Annotated in this window: 13 protein-coding genes; 6 read left to right on the top strand and 7 right to left on the bottom strand. The window is 66.4% G+C overall.

The window, feature by feature from the left end; all coding sequences use genetic code 11:
- Positions 1–330 precede the first annotated feature (330 nt).
- Together NP552_RS10585 and aldA are read left to right on the top strand one after the other, a co-directional pair.
- The gene (locus NP552_RS10585) at positions 331–2,487 is read left to right on the top strand and encodes a PQQ-dependent dehydrogenase, methanol/ethanol family (RefSeq protein ID WP_054915158.1); all 2,157 of its coding nucleotides are present in this window, start codon (positions 331–333) and stop codon (positions 2,485–2,487) included.
- 17 nt (positions 2,488–2,504) lie between these two features.
- The gene (gene aldA / locus NP552_RS10590; protein WP_274096712.1) at positions 2,505–3,938 is read left to right on the top strand and encodes an aldehyde dehydrogenase; all 1,434 of its coding nucleotides are present in this window, start codon (positions 2,505–2,507) and stop codon (positions 3,936–3,938) included.
- A 101-nt stretch (positions 3,939–4,039) separates the two neighbouring features.
- Here the strand turns inward: aldA and NP552_RS10595 are convergent, their stop codons facing one another.
- Both NP552_RS10595 and NP552_RS10600 read right to left on the bottom strand, forming a co-directional pair.
- Complete coding sequence (locus NP552_RS10595; protein ID WP_274096713.1) at positions 4,040–5,935, bottom strand: sigma-54-dependent Fis family transcriptional regulator; 1,896 nt, start codon at positions 5,933–5,935, stop codon at positions 4,040–4,042.
- Between the two features lie 136 nt (positions 5,936–6,071).
- Positions 6,072–6,785 carry a LuxR family transcriptional regulator gene (locus NP552_RS10600; protein ID WP_274096714.1) on the bottom strand — a complete coding sequence of 238 codons (714 nt, stop codon included), beginning with the start codon at positions 6,783–6,785 and terminating at the stop codon, positions 6,072–6,074.
- 222 nt (positions 6,786–7,007) lie between these two features.
- Between NP552_RS10600 and NP552_RS10605 the strand changes: the two genes are divergently transcribed.
- Both NP552_RS10605 and NP552_RS10610 read left to right on the top strand, forming a co-directional pair.
- A complete protein-coding gene (locus NP552_RS10605; protein WP_043861164.1) occupies positions 7,008–7,592 on the top strand; it encodes an acyl-homoserine-lactone synthase in 585 nt (194 codons plus the stop codon).
- Positions 7,593–7,637: 45 nt separating this feature from the next.
- Positions 7,638–8,324: a lysophospholipid acyltransferase family protein gene (locus NP552_RS10610; RefSeq protein ID WP_210015277.1), complete on the top strand. Its 687-nt coding sequence runs from the start codon at positions 7,638–7,640 to the stop codon at positions 8,322–8,324.
- Between the two features lie 65 nt (positions 8,325–8,389).
- On the opposite strand, the gene NP552_RS10615 is transcribed toward NP552_RS10610, so the two are convergent.
- From NP552_RS10615 to glcD, 5 genes are read right to left on the bottom strand one after another with little or no spacing between them, the layout of a single operon-like run.
- Positions 8,390–10,567 (bottom strand): malate synthase G, encoded by a 2,178-nt coding sequence (locus NP552_RS10615; RefSeq protein WP_274096715.1) that lies wholly within the window; start codon positions 10,565–10,567, stop codon positions 8,390–8,392.
- A 16-nt stretch (positions 10,568–10,583) separates the two neighbouring features.
- On the bottom strand, positions 10,584–10,991 hold the full coding sequence (locus NP552_RS10620; protein ID WP_043861167.1) for a heme-binding protein: 408 nt from the start codon (positions 10,989–10,991) through the stop codon (positions 10,584–10,586).
- 4 nt (positions 10,992–10,995) lie between these two features.
- Entirely contained in the window at positions 10,996–12,222 is a 1,227-nt protein-coding gene (gene glcF / locus NP552_RS10625) for a glycolate oxidase subunit GlcF (RefSeq protein WP_043861168.1), read from the bottom strand.
- A gap of 13 nt (positions 12,223–12,235) precedes the next feature.
- Positions 12,236–13,315, bottom strand: coding sequence for a glycolate oxidase subunit GlcE (gene glcE / locus NP552_RS10630; RefSeq protein WP_274096716.1), 1,080 nt, complete (start codon positions 13,313–13,315; stop codon positions 12,236–12,238).
- Entirely contained in the window at positions 13,315–14,814 is a 1,500-nt protein-coding gene (gene glcD / locus NP552_RS10635; protein WP_043861170.1) for a glycolate oxidase subunit GlcD, read from the bottom strand. The genes glcE and glcD overlap by 1 nt, the downstream gene beginning before the upstream one ends.
- Before the next feature lie 233 nt (positions 14,815–15,047).
- Here glcD and glcC point away from each other — a divergent pair, with 233 nt between their 5' ends.
- The gene (glcC, locus tag NP552_RS10640) at positions 15,048–15,806 is read left to right on the top strand and encodes a transcriptional regulator GlcC (RefSeq protein WP_078481750.1); all 759 of its coding nucleotides are present in this window, start codon (positions 15,048–15,050) and stop codon (positions 15,804–15,806) included.
- 147 nt (positions 15,807–15,953) lie between these two features.
- Positions 15,954–18,020 (top strand): maltose alpha-D-glucosyltransferase, encoded by a 2,067-nt coding sequence (gene treS / locus NP552_RS10645; RefSeq protein WP_043861177.1) that lies wholly within the window; start codon positions 15,954–15,956, stop codon positions 18,018–18,020.
- Positions 18,021–18,198 lie beyond the last annotated feature (178 nt).

Here is an 18,198-nt window from a genome sequence, read left to right on the forward strand (position 1 = left end):
GCCAGCCTGCGGCGGGCGGCCCCGTTCAGGGATTGCACCGCTACGTTATGACCATCTTTAGCTATCCACAAATTAAATGTTGAAATCCCTGTCATTCGATTTGTGAATGCGGCGTGCGCCGGGCCAGCACTGCGCTACAGGTGTGCGCCCTGTGTAGCGGGTGATGCAACACCTGTAGCGTTGATTGCAGCGTGGGCGGCATCGGTGCGGCGCGCGCAAAGCCGCGTGCCAGAGCGGTTGTGGCGGTTCATGTCACAGCTGGCATGGCGGTTGCGATGAGCTGATGGCGCAGCGCGAAGACTGCGCCACTAATAAGAACAGGACACTCCCATGAGACAGACTGGCCTCGCCTCGCTTCCCCTCAAATCCCTTGCCGTTGCCGTGCTGCTGAGCCTGGCGGGTACACCGGCGCTGGCTGCGGACATCCCGGCCAACGTCGATGGCGCGCGCATCATCGCCGCCGACAAGGAGCCCGGTAACTGGATGAGCACCGGGCGCACCTACGACGAACAGCGCTACAGCCCGCTCAAGCAGATCAGCGACCAGAACGTCGGCCAGCTGGGCCTGGCCTGGAGCTACAAGCTGGACCTGGACCGTGGCGTGGAAGCCACCCCCATCGTGGTCGACGGGGTGATGTACACCACCGGGCCGTTCTCGGTGGTGTACGCGCTGGATGCGCGCGACGGCAGGCTGATCTGGAAGTACGACCCGCAATCGGACCGCCACCGCGCCGGCGAAGCCTGTTGCGACGCGGTCAACCGTGGCGTGGCGGTGTGGAAGGGCAAGGTCTACGTGGGCGTGCTCGACGGGCGCCTGGAGGCCATCGACGCCAAGACCGGCCAGCGCGCCTGGTCGGTCGACACCCGCGCCGACCACAAGCGCAGCTACACCATCACCGGCGCCCCTCGGGTGGTCAACGGCAAGGTGGTGATCGGCAACGGCGGCGCCGAGTTCGGCGTGCGGGGCTATGTCACCGCCTACGACGCCGAAACCGGCAAGGAGGCGTGGCGCTTCTACACCGTGCCGGGCGACCCCAAGCTGCCGCCCGAGGGCAAGGGCATGGAGATCGCCGCCAAGACCTGGTTCGGCGATGCCTATGTGGAGCAGGGCGGTGGCGGCACCGCCTGGGACTCGTTCGCTTACGACCCGGAGCTGAACCTGCTGTACATCGGCGTGGGCAACGGCTCGCTGTGGGACCCCAAATGGCGTAGCCAGGCCAAGGGCGACAACCTGTTCCTGTCGTCCATCGTGGCGGTCAATGCCGACACCGGCGAATACGTGTGGCACTACCAGACCACCCCGGGCGATGCCTGGGACTACACCGCCACCCAGCACATGATCCTGGCCGAGCTGCCCATCGACGGCAAGCCGCGCAAGGTGCTGATGCAGGCGCCGAAAAACGGCTTCTTCTATGTGATCGACCGCGCCACCGGCGAGCTGCTGTCGGCCAAGGGCATCGTGCCGCAGAGCTGGACCAAGGGCATGGACATGAAGACCGGGCGGCCGATCCTGGACGAAGAGAACGCCGCCTACTGGAAGAACGGCAAGCGCAACCTGGTGACCCCGGCGTTCTGGGGCGCGCATGACTGGCAGCCGATGTCGTACAACCCCGACACCGGGCTGGTGTACATCCCGGCGCACATCATGTCGGCCTACTACGAGCACATCCCCGAGGCGCCCAAGCGCAACCCGTTCAAGAGCATGTACCAGCTGGGCCTGCGCACCGGGATGATGCCCGAAGGCGCCGAAGGCCTGCTGGAGATGGCCAAGAGCTGGTCGGGCAAGCTGATCGCCTGGGACCCGGTCAAGCAGCAGGCCGCCTGGGAAGTGCCCTACGTGACCATCTTCAACGGCGGCACCTTGAGTACCGCGGGCAACCTGGTGTTCGAGGGCAGCGCCGACGGGCGGGTGATCGCCTATGCCGCCGACACCGGCGAAAAACTCTGGGAGCAACCGGCTGCCAGCGGCGTGATGGCCGCGCCCGTCACCTACAGCGTGGATGGCGAGCAGTACGTGACCTTCATGGCCGGCTGGGGCGGCGCGTTCTCCACCTTTGCCGGGGCCCTGTCGCTGCGGGCCGGCGTGCAGCCGTACGCCCAGGTGCTGACCTACAAGCTGGGCGGCACCGCCAAGCTGCAAGAGCCGGCGCCACGCCCGGACACCCCCAAACCACCCGCGTTGAGCAACGACACCGCTTCGATCGAGGCGGGCGCCAAGCTGTACGACGGTTACTGCTCGCAGTGCCACGGTATCCACGCGGTCAGCGGCGGCGTGCTGCCCGACCTGCGCAAGCTCACCCCGGAAAAGCACCAGATGTTCCTCGGCATCCTCTTCGGTGGCCGCGTGCCGGATGGCATGCCGTCGTTCGCCGACGCCTTCACCCCCGAGCAGGTCGACCAGATCCACCAGTACCTGATCAAGCGCGCCCACGACCTTCATCAGGAAGGCGATACCTGGAAGCAGTTCAGCGCCAAGTCATCCCATTGAAAAGGAGCCATTGATCCATGAGTGACGTCATCTACCAGAACTACATCGCCAATGCGTTCGTCGACAGCGACGCGCAGATCGAGGTGCACAACCCGGCCAATGGACAACTGCTGGGGCGCGTGCCCCAGGCCAGTGACGCGCAGGTGGAGCAGGCCATTGCCGCCGCGCGCAAGGCCCAGAAGGGCTGGGCCATGCGCCCGGCCATCGAGCGCGCCGGCTACCTGCGCAAGATCGCCAGCAAGGTGCGCGACAACGCCGAGCGCCTGGCGCGCATCATCACCGCCGAGCAGGGCAAGGTGCTCGGCCTGGCCCTGGTCGAAGTCAACTTCACCGCCGACTACCTGGACTACATGGCCGAGTGGGCGCGACGCCTGGAAGGCGAGGTGCTCACCAGCGACCGCGCCGGTGAAAGCATCTTTCTGCTGCGCAAGCCGCTGGGCGTGGTGGCCGGGATTCTGCCGTGGAACTTCCCGTTCTTTCTGATCGCCCGCAAGATGGCGCCGGCCCTGCTCACGGGCAACACCATCGTGATCAAGCCCAGCGAGGAAACACCGATCAACTGCTTCGAGTTCGCCCGCCTGGTGGCCGAGACCGACCTGCCCAGCGGTGTGTTCAACGTGGTGTGCGGTACCGGGGCGACCGTGGGCCAGCGCCTGACCAGCCACGCCGGCATCGACCTGATCAGCTTCACCGGCAGCGTGGGCACCGGCTCGCGGATCATGGCCGCGGCGGCGCCGAACATCACCAAGCTCAACCTTGAGCTGGGCGGCAAGGCGCCGGCCATCGTGCTGGCTGATGCGGACCTGGAGCTGGCGGTCAAGTCGATCACCGCGTCGCGGGTGATCAACACCGGGCAGGTGTGCAACTGCGCCGAGCGGGTGTACGTGCAGCGCGAGGTGGCGGATGAGTTCACCGACAAACTGGCCAGCGCCATGGCCGCCACCCGTTATGGTGACCCGCTGGCCGAGGCGGACCTGGACATGGGCCCGCTGATCAACCAGGCCGCCCTGGACAAGGTCGGGCAGATGGTGCGCACCGCCACCGGGCAGGGCGCGCAGCTGGTGACCGGGGGCGCGGTGGCCGATCGCGGGCAGGGCTTCCACTACCAGCCGACGGTGCTGGCCGGCTGCTCGGCCGACATGGAGATCATGCGCAAGGAGATCTTCGGGCCGGTGTTGCCGATCCAGATCGTGGAGAGCCTGGACGAGGCGATTGCGCTGGCCAACGACAGTGAATACGGGCTGACTTCATCGCTGTACACGCGCAGCCTGAGTGCAGCGATGCATGCCAGCAACGCGCTGGATTTCGGCGAGACCTACATCAACCGCGAGAACTTCGAGGCCATGCAGGGCTTCCATGCCGGCACGCGCAAGTCGGGGATCGGTGGGGCCGATGGCAAGCATGGGTTGTATGAGTACACGCATACCCATGTGGTCTATATCCAGATCTGAGGCCCAGGTAGCCTGTTAGGGCCTCATCGCGGGTCAAGCTCGCTCCCACAGCCTGTGGGAGCGGGCTCGACCCGCGATGGGTTGCACAGCAACCCCTGCCATCACAACCGATCATTGGGCTGCACCACCCCGTACTTCTTCATCTGCCGATACAGCGTCGAGCGCGCCACCCCCAGTTCAGCCGCCACCGCACTGATGTTCCAGCGATGGCGCCGCAACCTTTGCAGCAACTCGCTGGCCGGGTCCTGGCTGTCGATGCGCAGCGGCTCGTCGCGCACCACCTGCACCACTTCCGCCGGCAGGCAATCCACGTCGATCACCCCGTCCTCGGCCAACGCCACCGCGTAGCGCAACGCATTGAGCAACTGACGAATGTTGCCCGGCCACGCATGGGCATGCAGGCACTGGCGGGCCTGTTCGGTCAGCCGCACGCCGCTGCTCTGCGCCGCCAGTAACTGCTCGATCAACGCGCCCCGGTCACTGCGTTCGCGCAAGGCCGGCAACGCCAGGCTCATGCCGCCCAGGCGGTAGTAGAGGTCCTCGCGAAAGCGCTTGTCGCCAATCATCCCGTGCAGGTCCTGGTGGGTCGCCGACACCACCTGCACGTCCAGCGCCACCGGCGCCTGGGCGCCGATCGGGAAGATCTCGCGCTCGGCCAGCACCCGCAGCAAACGGGTTTGCAGGTGCGCCGGCATGTCGCCGATCTCGTCCAGAAACAGCGTGCCGCCGGCGGCCAGTTCCAGCTTGCCCTTCATGCCCTTCTTGTCGGCCCCGGTGAAGCTGCCGCCGCGGTAGCCGAACAGCTCGCTCTCGATCAGCGTCTCGGGAATCGCCGCGCAATTGAGCGCGATGAACGGCCCGGCGCGCCGCGCACTGGCCTGGTGGATGGCGCGGGCGAATGCCTCCTTGCCGGTGCCGGTCTCGCCGGTGATCAGTATCGGCAGGTCCTTGTCGAGCACCTTGCGCACCCGCTGCACCGCCTGTTGCAGGCGCGCATCGCCGCCGGCCAGCTGCTGCAGGTCGGGGTGGCTGCTGCGCACCGGCGGTCTGGCCGGGGCAGGGCGGTGGCGCTGCGACGGTATGCGCAGGCCCACATCCAGCAAGGCGTCGTCCTGCTGCCCGCGCAGGCGCACGCCGCGTGCACCGCCCTGGGTCAGGTGCAGCAGTTCATCCACCGAGGTTGGCAGCAGGCTGTCGATGCGCGCACCCAGCAGCGGCGCCGCATCGCGCTGGTGGGCAACGAAGGTGGCGCGGTTGGCGCCGATGATGCGGCCGTTGTCGTCCAGCGCCAGCAACTGCTCGTTGGCCAGGTCGGCTATGTCGTCGATGGGCTTGAGCGACAGGGTGAGGCGGTCGCGGTAGCACTCGCGAAAGTGCGCGTTCTCGATCAGCCGCGCATACAGGATCACCAGTTGCAGGGTCAGGTACTGCGCCTCCTTGGGCCCGTTGCTGTTCAGGCAGGTGGCGTTCAGGCAGCCACGCAGCAGGCCCTGGGCGTCGAAGATCGGCGCCACCGAGCAGCTCAGGCGAAAGTTGGAGGCCAGAAAGTGCTCTTCGCGGTGGATGATCAGCGGCTGCGCGGCGGCCAGGGTGGTGCCGATGCCGTTGGTGCCGGCAATCGACTCGTCCCAGCGCGCGCCCACCACCAGCCCGGCCTGGGTATAGATGTGGCTGGCTTCGGGCAGGCGGGTGTCGAGGGTGATGCCGTGTTCGTCGCTGAGCAGCACCGCGAACCCGGCCGGCACCACGCGCCTGGCCAGGCCGCTGACGCCCTGGCTGGCGATGGCCAGGTATTGCTGGTGCTGCTGTTGATGCTGGCGGATGGCGTCGGCGCCCAGCACGTGGGTACGCCCGGCGGCGCCGGGGTCGAGGCGATGCTCGACCACGCTGCGGTACCAGGACTGCGCAATGACAGGGTCGGGGCGGATGCCGCGCTCGGGGAAGTGATCGTCGACGAAGGCCGCGAGATCGCTCGGGCTGGTCTGGGTATGCTGCATGCTGGGCTCCCGTCGACCGTGGCGCGCGCAGGGGCGGCTCACCGTCATCTTGTTGTCTCGGGCCAGGGGCGGGCACCGATCTGTGCCTACCTTAGTCGCTGTGTCGGGAATTTTCAGCTATTGATGCAGCCCTGGCCTAGAAAAGCATCCCCAGCAGAATCGCCTTCACCGTCGCCTCGGCCTTGTTGCTGGCCTGCAGCTTGCGCATGGCGTTGACCAGGTGGAACTTCACCGTGCGGCTGTCGATGGTGAGGATGATGCTGATCTCGCTGTAGGTCTTGCCCACGGCGGTCCATTTGAGCACTTCCTTCTCCCGTGCGGTCAGGGTCTTCTGGGCCTCGGGCAGGTGGGTCTGGGCAAAGAAGCCGGTCATGGCACTGTGCGCCAGTTGCGACAGCCAGATGAGCTTGGCTTCCTTGGCGTCCAGTTCAAGTGTGGAGATCGGGTCATCCGGGCGGGACAGGGACAGCAGGCCGATGGTGCCGTAGTCGCCCTGCACCGACAGGCACCAGCCGTGGTCCAGGCTGTAGTGCCGCGCCTCTTCCCAGAATGCCTGCTGGTGCTGCTGTTGCGCGGCGGCCCACTGCAGGGGCGTGGTGCGGGTCAGCCCGTGGGCCACCGTCGGGTCGCAGGAAAAATAGTCCTCGGCCACGTACCTGGCTTCCCAGGCGCTGGGGTAGTTGGAGCGCAGGATGAACTGCGGGGCGGCGATCGGCAGCGGATTCTTCAGCCCATAGGAACAGAACTCGAAGTCCAGCTCGCGGGTAAGCCGGGTCAGCTCGCTGAACAGCTCGCTTTCGTTGCGGCACCCCGTCACCACGGCAATGAAGTGCTCGCGCCAGTCATTCACGCAATGTGCCTTTCATGGGTGGAATGTGCTCGGCCAATGGAGAGTGCAAACAGGCCCGAATTATACCGTACGGTACAGTTTTCGCGGAAAACTTCTGTAGCAAATGGCCATCAGTGCGCTGGCATTTCAGGTTTTTCCTACGAATAAACCTGCCCTTTCGGGCAGCTATATAGGCTCCGGAGGGTTTGTTGTACTCCCAGCTCTTTGAGTTGGGGCGTTTTCATGTTCACTGCTGTAACCGGGACCATCAAAGACTTTCCGCGCACCATGGCGAGCGCACTGGCCGAGTACCGCTACCAGGTGTTTGTAAGGGAGCTGGGCTGGCCATTGCAGTGTCCCGAGGGTCAGGAGTGGGATGAGTTCGACCGCCCCGATACGCTGTATGTGCTGGCATGCGACAAGCAACAGAATATTTTCGGTTGTGCCCGCCTGATCCCCACCCATCGCCCGTACCTGCTGGCAGAAGTGTTTCCGCACCTGGTTGGCGATGCGCCGCTCCCCTATCAGCAGGACATATGGGAGCTCTCGCGCTTCGCCATGAGTTCGCCCAAAGGCCAATACCTGTCGGCTGAACAGGCTTGGCAGAATACCGTGGCGATGGTCGGCAAGGTGATCGATGTGGCCCGTGCCCAGGGGGCGCGCAGGCTGATTGCCTTTACTGCAATGGGTAACGAGCGGTTGCTCAAGCGCATGGGCGTGACCACGCGAAGAATCGCGCGTCCGCAGATGATTGACGACAAGCCGGTGCTGGCCTTCTGGATCGAAATCGATGACCAGACGACCCGCGCACTGCAACTGGCAGCGTGACGGGTGAACATGTCGAGGGAAGGTGGTAAAGCAATGATTGCGTGTGTGCGTTGGCTGTTGGTCGTGCTGTTCGTGGTGGTGACGTTTCCGTTCCTGTGCCTGGTGCTGTTGCTCAACCCGCGCAAGCAGGACAACCTCTACCTGGCCTGCAAGGTCTACAGGGCCATCAACTGGATCTTTGGCGTGCGCGTCGAGGTCGGTGGTTTCGACGCCATCGCGCCCGACCGCTCCTACATCTATGTGGCCAACCACCAGAGCAACCACGATGCATTTGTCGTGGCCCAGGCGCTGCGCCCAGGCACGGTGATCGTGGGCAAGCAATCGTTGCGCTGGCTGCCGTTGGCCGGGCAACTGTACTGGCTGACCGGCAGCCTGTTCATCGACCGCAGCAACCCGCGCGCGTCGATCACCAGCCTGCGGCGCATCGCCACCCGCGTGGCCGACAGCAAGACATCGCTCTGGATCTTCCCCGAGGGCACGCGCAACACCGGGCAGGGCGTGCTGCCGTTCAAGACCGGTGCATTTCGCATCGCCAAGGAAATGGGCATCGGCATCATCCCCGTGACCATCAGCCCGGCGGTGCGCCGGATTCGCCACAACGCCCTGGGCTGCACCGATGTGAGTATCGTGGCGCACCGGCCCATCGAGGCCGACCTGGTGGCCAGCATGGATGCCAAGCAGCTGGCGTCGTATACGCGGGAAGTGGTCAACAATGGGTTGCCCATCGTGTAGTTGCCGGGGCCTTCGCCCGCAAGGCTGGTTCCTGCAGGAGCCAGCCTTGCGGGCGAAGAGGCCCGTCAGTTCGCCGCCTTGAACCTCAAGCGCCACGCATGCAGCAGCGGCTCGGTATACCCGCTCGGCTGCTCACGCCCCTTGAACACCAGGTCGCTGGCGGCCTGGAACGCCATCGAGGTGGCGAAGTCCGGCGCCATCGGGCGGTATGCCGCATCCCCGGCATTCTGCCGGTCGACCACCACCGCCATGCGTTCGAGCACCTCGCGTACCTTGGCCTCACTCACCGTGCCATGCAGCAGCCAGTTGGCAATGTGCTGGCTGGATATACGCAAGGTCGCACGGTCTTCCATCAGGCCGACGTTGTGGATGTCCGGCACCTTGGAGCACCCGACCCCTTGCTCCACCCAGCGCACCACGTAGCCGAGAATGCCCTGGCAGTTGTTCTCCAGCTCCTGCAGTTTTTCCGCATCGCTCCAGTTCGGACGCGGCGACACCGGAATGGTCAGCAGGTCGTTGAGCAGGCTGTCACGCTCGCCGGCCAGGTCGATGCGCTGCAATTCGCTCTGCACCCCCTGCACGTCCACCTGGTGGTAGTGCAGCGCATGCAGCGTGGCGGCCGTGGGTGAGGGCACCCATGCGGTGGTGGCACCGGCCTTGGGGTGGCCGATCTTCTGCACCAGCATGTCGGCCATCAGGTCGGGCATGGCCCACATGCCCTTGCCGATCTGCGCGCGCCCCTTGAGCCCGCAGGCCAGCCCCACCAGCACGTTGTTGCGCTCGTAGGCGGTGATCCACGGCGTGGACTTCATGTCGCCCTTGCGCAGCATCGGGCCGGCTTCCATGGCGCTGTGCATCTCGTCGCCGGTACGGTCGAGAAAGCCCGTGTTGATGAACACCACCCGCTCGTGCGCTGCGCCGATGCACGCCTTGAGGTTCACCGAGGTGCGCCGCTCCTCGTCCATGATGCCCATCTTCAGGGTGTTGCGCGGCAGCGCCAGCAGGTCTTCGACACGCCCGAACAGTTCGGCGGCAAACGCCACTTCGGCAGGGCCGTGCATCTTCGGCTTGACGATGTACACGCTGCCGCTGCGCGAGTTGCCGCGCCGCTGCAGGTCGTGGATGGCGATCAGGCCGGTGAGCACCGCGTCCATGATGCCCTCGGGAATCTCGGCGCCATCGCCATCGAGAATCGCCGGGTTGGTCATCAGGTGGCCGACGTTACGCACGAACAGCAGCGAACGGCCATGCAGGGTCAGCGTTGCGCCATCGGCTGCGGTGTAGACGCGGTCCGGGTTGAGGCGGCGCACGCGGGTCTTGCCGCCCTTGCTGATCGCTTCGCTCAGGTCGCCTTTCATCAGGCCCAGCAGGTTGCGGTAGATCAGGGTCTTGTCTTCGGCATCCACCGCGGCCACCGAGTCCTCGCAGTCGAGGATGGTGCTCAGGGCGGCTTCGACCAGCACGTCCTTGACCCCGGCCGCATCGGTCTGGCCGATGGCGCTGGTGGGGTCGATCTGGATCTCCAGGTGCAGGCCGTTGTTCTTCAGCAGCACCGCGTTCGGCTGGGCGGCATCGCCCTGGAAACCGACGAACTTGGCGGGGTCTTTGAGTGTGGTGGTCATGCCGCTGATGAGCTCGACGCGCAGTTGCCCGCCCTCGATGCGGTAGGCCTTGGCCTCGGCGTGCGAGCCGCCGGCCAGCGGTGCAGCCTGGTCCAGGGCCTTGCGTGCAAAGGCGATGACCTTCTGGCCACGGCGCGGGTTGTAGCCCTCGCCAGCCTCGGCGCCGTCGGCGTCGCTGATCGCGTCGGTGCCATACAGCGCGTCATACAGCGAGCCCCAGCGTGCGTTTGCGGCGTTGAGCGCATAGCGCGCGTTCATCACCGGCACCACCAGCTGCGGGCCGGCCTGTTCGCACAGCTCGCTGTCGACGTTGGAGGTGCTCACCGCCACCTGTTCAGGCACCGGCACCAGGTAGCCGATCTCGCTCAGGAAGGCGCGGTAGGCCGGCATGTCGGCCACCGGGCCCGGGTGGGCGCGGTGCCAGGTGTCCAGCGCGGCCTGCAGGCGGTCGCGTTCGGCGAGCAGGGCGCGGTTCTTCGGCGCCAGGTCGTGCACCAGGGCGTCGAAGCCTTGCCAGAAGTTGGCCTCCGGCACACCGGTGCCGGGCAGGGCCTCGGTTTCGATGAAGTGCTGCAGGGCGCTCGCGACCTGCAGGCGTTGACGCTGAATACGGTCGTTCATGTTCGGTTGCTCCTGATCAGTCTTTAACGGCGGCAACGCCGGCCTTGGCCACCTGGGCGTCCTGTTCGGACTTGACCCCCGACACACCCACCGCGCCGACCACCTGGCCGTCGACGATCACCGGCACGCCGCCTTCGAGCGTGCCGCTGATCACCGGCACCGACAGGAACGCCGTGCGCCCGCCATTGATCATGTCTTCGTACAGCTTGGTTTCACGTCGGCCCAGCGCCGCGCTGCGGGCCTTTTCGGTGGCGATGTAGGCACTCACCGGCGCGCAGCCGTCCAGGCGCTCGAAGCCCAGCGGGTGGCCGCCGTCGTCGACCACGGCAATGCTCACGGCCCACTGGTTGGCCTGGGCCTCGGCACGGGCGGCGGCGAGAATCTGCTGCACGTCGCTCAGGGTCATTACGGGTTTGCTTTGCATGAAATCAGGCTCCTGGGTTGAGGGCTTGGTCAACGAGTTCGATCCAGTGCCGCACGGGGGTTCGCCCGGCACCGTCGAGGTGGGTCTGGCAGCCGATGTTGGCCGTGGCGATCACGTCGGGGTGGCCACTTTCCAGCGCATCGAGCTTGTTGTCGCGCAGTTGCCTGGACAGCACCGGCTGGGTCAGCGAATAGGTGCCGGCCGAACCGCAGCACAGGTGGCTGTCGGGTACCTCGGTAAGGTTGAAGCCCAGGCGTTTGAGTACGGCTTCAACTGCGCCGCCAAGTTTTTGTGCGTGCTGCAGGGTACACGGGCAGTGGAAGGCCAGGGTCTGGTCGCAGCAGGCCTCGAAGCGCTCCAGCGGTTCGGCGCGGATCACTTCGACGATGTCCCGCGCCAGGGCGCTGATGCGCTCGGCCTTGGCCGCGTAGGCCGGGTCGTCGCGCAGCAGGTAGGCGTATTCCTTGACGAAGGCGCCGCAGCCGCTGGCGGTCTGCACGATGGCTTCGGCGCCGGCTTCCACGGCTGGCCACCAGGCGTCGATGTTGCGCCGCGCACGTTCAAGCCCGGTGTCCTGCGCGTTGAGGTGATAGTCCACCGCGCCGCAGCAGCCGGCCTGGGCAATCGGCGTGATGCTGATGCCCAGGCGGTCGAGCACGCGCGCGGTGGCGGCGTTGGTGTTGGGCGACAGGCTGCGCTGCACGCAGCCTTCGAGCATCAGCACGCGCCGTGCATGGGTGGCCTGGGGGCGTTGCCGGGCCGGTGCCACGCTGCGTGGCAGGTGGGTCCTGAATGCCTCGGGCAGCACTGGGCGCAGCAGCTCGCCGGTACTCACCAGCGCCTGGAACAGGGCCGGGCGCGGCACCACGGCGCGCAGGCCGCTGCGCAGCAGGCGCTGGCCCAGCGGGCGGGGCACACGGGCCTCGATGGCGTCGCGACCGATGTCCAGCAGCTTGTGGTACTCCACCCCCGACGGGCAGGTGGTTTCGCAGTTGCGGCAGGTCAGGCAGCGGTCCAGGTGCTGCTGGGTCTTCTCGCTGACGGTGTCCTGCTCGAGGAATTGCTTGATCAGGTAGATGCGTCCGCGCGGGCCGTCCAGCTCGTCGCCCAGTTCCTGGTAGGTGGGGCAGGTGGCATTGCAGAAGCCGCAGTGCACGCAACTGCGCAGGATGCGTTCGGCTTCGTCGGCGTGGGGCAGGCGCTTGGCCGCTTCGCTCAGGTTGGTCTGCATGGTGGCTCCTGGGTCAGACGTCGGCGTACTGGCGGCCGGGGTTGAAGATGCCCTGAGGGTCCAGGTTGCGCTTGAGCGTCTGGTGAAACCGCAGGATCGGTGCGGCCAGCGGCTGGAACGGGCTGTCCACCACGCCCGGGGTGAAGCAGGTGGCGTGCCCGTTGGCGGCGGCGGCGAGCTGGCGGATGCTGTCGGCATCGGCGCTGCTCTTGAGCCAGCGTTGCGCGCCGCCCCAGTCGACGAGTTGCTCGCCCTCGATCGCCAGCGGCGCCGTCAGTGCCGGCACCGACAGGCGCCACAGCGGGCGCGGGTCGTCGAAGAACGCCAGGCGCTGTTCGCGCAGGTCGTCCCAGTAGCTGTCATCCAGCGCATCGCCGCCCAGGCGTTCAGCGGCGGCGCGTACCGAACCCTCGTTGCCTTCCAGGCGCAGGTACAGGGTGCTGCCGTCATGGCTGGCGGCGGTCAGCGGGATCGGCTGCTGGCCCCATTCGCCGAGCTTGTCCAGGGCCATCTGCAGCGGCATGGCCTGGCGCAGGCTGACCCGGCAGCGGTACTTGGGCAGCACCTTGAACGAGGCTTCGGTGATCACCCCCAGGCACCCCAGGCTGCCAGCCAGCAGGCGCGACAGGTCGTAGCCGGCGACGTTCTTCATCACCTCGCCGCCAAAGCGCAGGTGCGTGCCCAGGCCGCTGATCATGCGCGTGCCCAGTACGAAGTCGCGTACCGAACCCGCCCATGGGCGACGCGGGCCCGACAGGCCGGCAGCGAGCATGCCGCCGACCGTGGCGTTGTCGCCAAAGCACGGCACTTCGCAGGCAAGCATCTGCCCGCCACGCTCCAGCGCGGCCTGCAGCTCGCGCAGGGGCGTGCCGGCGCGGGCGGTGATCACCAGTTCGGTGGGGTCGTAGGAGACGATGCCGGTGTGCCCGGCGAGGTCCAGTGGCTGGGCGTCGACGGGGCGCCCGTAGAAGGTCTTGCTGGCACCGCCGCGGATGAACAGCGGGGTGCGCTCGGCGATGGCCTGCTGCACGCGGGCCAGCAGGTCGGCGCTGCGGTCGCTGCCGTGGGCCGGGTCGAACAGTACGGTGCTCATCAGAAGCGCTCCAGGTCCGGGAAGGGCAGTTGGCCGTGGTGCACGTGCATGGCGCCGAATTCGGCGCAGCGGTGCAGGGTGGGGATGTTCTTGCCCGGGTTGAGCAGGCCCAGCGGGTCGAACGCAGCCTTTACCGCATGGAACAGGCTCAGCTCGTCGCTGTTGAACTGGGCGCACATCTGGTTGATCTTCTCGCGGCCTACGCCGTGCTCGCCGGTGATGCTGCCGCCGACCTTCACGCACAGCTCGAGGATCTTGCCGCCGAACGCCTCGGCGCGTTCCAGCTCGCCGGGGGTGTTGGCATCGAACAGGATCAGCGGGTGCATGTTGCCGTCGCCGGCATGGAACACGTTGGCCACGCGCAGGTTGTACTCGGCCGAGAGGTCGGCGATGGCCCCCAGCACGTGGGGCAGTTCGCGCCGGGGTATGGTGCCGTCCATGCAGTAGTAGTCGGGCGACAGCCTGCCCACGGCGGGGAAGGCGTTCTTGCGCCCGGCCCAGAAGCGCACGCGCTCGGCTTCGTCGCGGGCCAGGCGCACTTCGGTGGCACCGGCCTGTTCGAGCAGCACGCGCACGCGCTCGCAGTCGTCGTGCACGTCGGCCTCGACGCCGTCCAGTTCGCACAGCAGGATGGCCTCGGCCTCTACCGGGTAGCCGGCGTGGATGAAGTCTTCGGCGGCGCGAATCGCCAGGTTGTCCATCATCTCCAGGCCGCCGGGGATGATGCCGGCGGCGATGATGTCGCCCACGGCGCGGCCGGCCTTTTCCACCGAGTCGAAGGCGGCCAGCAGCACCTTGGCCACCTGCGGCTTGGGCAGCAGCTTGACGGTGACTTCGGTGATGATGCCGAGCATGCCCTCGGAACCTGTGAACAGCGCCAGCAGGTCGAAGCCGGGGGCGTCCAGGGCATCACTGCCAAGGGTCATGCGTTCGCCCTCGACGCTGAGCATCTCGACCTTGAGCACGTTGTGCACGGTCAGGCCGTACTTGAGGCAGTGCACGCCACCGGCGTTCTCGGCGACGTTGCCGCCGATCGAGCAGGCGATCTGCGAGGAGGGGTCGGGTGCGTAGTACAGCCCATGCGGCGCGGCAGCCTGGGAAATCGCCAGGTTGCGTACGCCGGGCTGCACGCGGGCAAAGCGCCCGGCCGGGTCGATTTCAAGAATCTTGTTGAAGCGCGCCATTACCAGCAGCACGCCCTTTTCCAGCGGCAGCGCGCCGCCGGACAAACCTGTGCCGGCGCCACGTGCCACCACCGGCACCTTGCGCTCGTGGCACAGGCGCAACACGCTCTGCACCTCTTCCAGATGGCGCGGCAGCACCACCAGCATCGGCGTGGTGCGGTAGGCCGAGAGGCCGTCGCACTCGTAGGGCTTGAGGTCTTCGGCGGCGTGCAGGATATCCAGGTCGGGCAGGCGGCTCTGCAGGGTGTGCAGGAACTCGGCCCGGTCGACGCTGTGCAGCGCACCATCGACGCGTTCGTCGTAGAGAATATTCATGGGCAGGCTAACGACCCTTGTCTTGTTGTTATGGAAGCTCGATGGAACACGGCTCACTTGCATCATTGGCCGGCGGCGGCTTAGTGTCTATCGCTCAAATCACTGGTCGAACCAGTTTGTTGCTGCGGTTTTTCCGGCTTTTTCATGAATATTCAATAAATACAGTTAGTTATGTATTGATCTGGCAAGGGTAATAAAGCCCACGGTGTCTGGTCATACCAGTTGGAGGAACGATGGGCGAACCGCTTTCAATGCAGGTGGCAGACGTGGTGTGCGAGCGCATCGAGCGGCTGATCGTCGATGGCGTGCTCAAGGTCGGCCAGGCGCTGCCGTCGGAGCGGCGCCTGACCGAAAAGCTCGGCGTGTCGCGCACGGCCCTGCGCGAAGGGCTCAAGCTGCTGCGCGCCAAAGGCATCATCGAGACTGCGCATGGCAAGGGTTCATATGTCGCGCAGTTGTCGGGGCAGGGCAGCACCTCGGCATTGATGCACCTGTTCAGTTCGCAGCCGCGCACCCTGTACGACCTGTTCGAGGTGCGCAGCCTGCTGGAAGGGGAGTCGGCACGCCTGGCGGCGCTGCGCGGCACCGAGGCGGACTTCGTGCTCATACGGCGCAGCTACGAGGCGTTGCTGGCGGCCCATGAGCAGCCACTGACGGCCTCTGAGCATGCGCACCTGGACCATGCGTTTCACCTGGCGATCTGCGAGGCCTCGCACAACCCGGTGCTGGTGCAGACGCTGCGCTCGCTGACCGACCTGCTGTTGAACTCGGTGTTCGCCTCGGTGAACAACCTGTACCACCGCGATGTGCAGAAGCGCCAGATCGACCGCCAGCATGCGCGGTTGTACAACGCCGTGACCGGGCGAATGCCGGAGCAGGCGCGCAAGGCGGCGATTGCGCATATCCAGGGCATCTGCGCGAACCTCAAGGAGATCGAGGAGGAGGAGCAGCGGCTGGTACGCGCGACGTTGCGGCTGGAGGGGTGGGTTTGAGGGCGTGTGGGCCGGGGTAGGCGCGCCGTGCGGCGGAGCTCTGCCACATCTGCCCGCTGGTCGCAGCAAAAAATGCGAACGATTGCAGTCAAACCCACTCACACCTTGAGGGCACGACCCCACGCCCCCCGTCGAAGGAGCAAGCGTATGACCCAGCGAGGCCAGGACACCATCGAATGGCTGCAAGGCCAGTCCATGCTGCAAGCCGCCCGCGACCGCGCCCGGCTGTATGCAGGGCAGGCGCGCATGTGGCTGCACCCTTACGCCGAGGCCCGCGCCCGCGACGCCAGTGCCATCGCCTCGGTGTGGCTGACGGTGTACCCGGCCTCGATCATCGTCGAGGAGGGCGGTTCGGTGTTGCAGGCGCTGGCCCATGAGCAGCTGTGGCAGGCGCTGTCGGAGCTGGGCATCCAGGGCGTGCACACCGGGCCGTTGAAGCGCTCGGGCGGCATCACCCAGCGCGAGTTCACCCCCAGCGTGGACGGCAACTTCGACCGCATCAGCTTCGACATCGACCCGCGCTACGGCAGCGAGGCCGAGCTGGTGCACCTGAGCAAGGTGGCCTCGGCGCACAACGCGGTGACCATCGACGACTCGATCCCGGCGCACACCGGCAAGGGCGCCGATTTTCGCCTGGCCGAGATGGCCTACGGCGACTATCCCGGGCTGTACCACATGATCGAGATCCGCGAAGCCGACTGGGGCCTGCTGCCCGAGGTGCCGGCCGGGCGCGATGCGGCCAACCTCACGCCGGCCATGTGCGACGAGCTCAAGGCCCGCCACTACATCGTTGGCCAGTTGCAGCGGGTGATCTTCTTCGAACCCGGCATCAAGGAAACCGACTGGAGCGCCACGCCGCCGGTACTCGGGGTCGACGGCAAGCTGCGACGCTGGGTGTACCTGCACTACTTCAAGGAGGGCCAGCCATCGCTGAACTGGCTGGACCCAAGCTTTGCCGCGCAGCAGCTGATCATCGGCGACGCCCTGCACGCCATCGACGTGCTCGGCGCCCGTGGCCTGCGTCTGGATGCCAATGGCTTTCTCGGCGTGGAGCGGCGCGCCGAAGGGCCGGCCTGGTCGGAGAGCCACCCGCTGTCGGTCACCGGCAACCAGTTGCTGGGCGGCATGATCCGCAAGGCCGGCGGTTTCAGCTTCCAGGAACTGAACCTGACCCTGGACGACATCGCCAACATGTCCCACGGCGGCGCCGACCTGTCCTACGACTTCGTCACGCGCCCGGCCTACCAGCACGCGCTGCTGACCGGCGACACCGAGTTTTTGCGCCTGATGCTGCACCAGATGCATGCGTTCAAGATCGACCCGGCCTCGTTGATCCATGCCCTGCAGAACCACGATGAACTGACCCTGGAGCTGGTGCACTTCTGGACCCTGCACGCCAACGACAGCTACCTGTACAAGGGCCAGACCTTCCCCGGCAATATCCTGCGCGAGCATATCCGCAGCGAGATGTACGAGGGCCTGGCGGGCGAGCACGCACCGTACAACCTCAAGTTCGTGACCAATGGCGTGTCGTGCACCACGGTCAGCATCATCACTGCCGCGCTGGGCATTCGCGACCTGGGCAGCATCGACGCCGAGCAGCTGGCGCTGATCCAGAAGGTGCACCTGCTGCTGGCCATGTACAACGCCATGCAGCCGGGGGTGTTTGCGCTGTCGGGCTGGGACCTGGTCGGCGCCTTGCCGCTGGAGCCCGAGCAGGTGGAGGGGCTGATGGGTGACGGCGACACCCGCTGGATTCATCGCGGCGCCTATGACCTGGCCGACCTGGACGTGGAGGCGCAGCTCTCGGCCGAGGGCCTGCCGCGTGCGCGTTCGCTGTATGGCAGCCTGGCCAGCCAGTTGCAGCAGCCCGACAGTTTTGCCAGCAGCCTGAAACGCATGCTCGCTGTGCGCCAGGCCTATGCGATTGCGGCGAGCCGGCAGATCCTGATCCCCGAGGTGGCCAACCCGGCCTTGCTGCTGATGGTGCACGAGCTGCCGGCAGGCAAGGGCATCCAGATCACCGCACTCAACTTCGGTGCCGAGCCACTGAGCGAAACCCTGCATCTGCCGGATGTAAGCCCCGGCGCGGTGGTGGACATGATCAACGAACGGCTGGAGGGCGAGCTGAGCGAAGCGGGGGAGATGACCATCAATCTGGATGGCTATGAGGGCCTTTCGCTGCGCATCGTGAGCAGTGTGGCGACGCTGTAGGCGTTTGCATGCGGTAACGTTTTTACAGGCCCGGGGTTTCGTGTCTGACGGTTCCCCGGCCCCTTCGCTGGCAAGGCCAGCTCCTGCAAGGGGCCGCCACCGTCACCGCACTGCTGCCTGCCCCGTGACACACCCCGCCCACCTGATGGAAAATGCCCGACGCCTCCCCCACCAAAAG

Origin of the sequence: Pseudomonas sp. 8209 (assembly GCF_028682105.1) — a bacterium.
Lineage (GTDB): Bacteria > Pseudomonadota > Gammaproteobacteria > Pseudomonadales > Pseudomonadaceae > Aquipseudomonas > Aquipseudomonas palmensis.

Bases quoted from the DNA above. Each gene is read 5' to 3' on its own strand.
- NP552_RS10585 (WP_054915158.1), top strand. From the start codon at position 331: ATGAGACAGACTGGCCTCGCCTCGCTTCCCCTCAAATCCCTTGCCGTT.
- aldA (WP_274096712.1), top strand. From the start codon at position 2,505: ATGAGTGACGTCATCTACCAGAACTACATCGCCAATGCGTTCGTCGAC.
- NP552_RS10595 (WP_274096713.1), bottom strand. From the start codon at position 5,935: ATGCAGCATACCCAGACCAGCCCGAGCGATCTCGCGGCCTTCGTCGAC.
- NP552_RS10605 (WP_043861164.1), top strand. From the start codon at position 7,008: ATGTTCACTGCTGTAACCGGGACCATCAAAGACTTTCCGCGCACCATG.
- NP552_RS10615 (WP_274096715.1), bottom strand. From the start codon at position 10,567: ATGAACGACCGTATTCAGCGTCAACGCCTGCAGGTCGCGAGCGCCCTG.
- NP552_RS10620 (WP_043861167.1), bottom strand. From the start codon at position 10,991: ATGCAAAGCAAACCCGTAATGACCCTGAGCGACGTGCAGCAGATTCTC.
- glcF (WP_043861168.1), bottom strand. From the start codon at position 12,222: ATGCAGACCAACCTGAGCGAAGCGGCCAAGCGCCTGCCCCACGCCGAC.
- glcE (WP_274096716.1), bottom strand. From the start codon at position 13,315: ATGAGCACCGTACTGTTCGACCCGGCCCACGGCAGCGACCGCAGCGCC.
- glcD (WP_043861170.1), bottom strand. From the start codon at position 14,814: ATGAATATTCTCTACGACGAACGCGTCGATGGTGCGCTGCACAGCGTC.
- glcC (WP_078481750.1), top strand. From the start codon at position 15,048: ATGGGCGAACCGCTTTCAATGCAGGTGGCAGACGTGGTGTGCGAGCGC.
- treS (WP_043861177.1), top strand. From the start codon at position 15,954: ATGACCCAGCGAGGCCAGGACACCATCGAATGGCTGCAAGGCCAGTCC.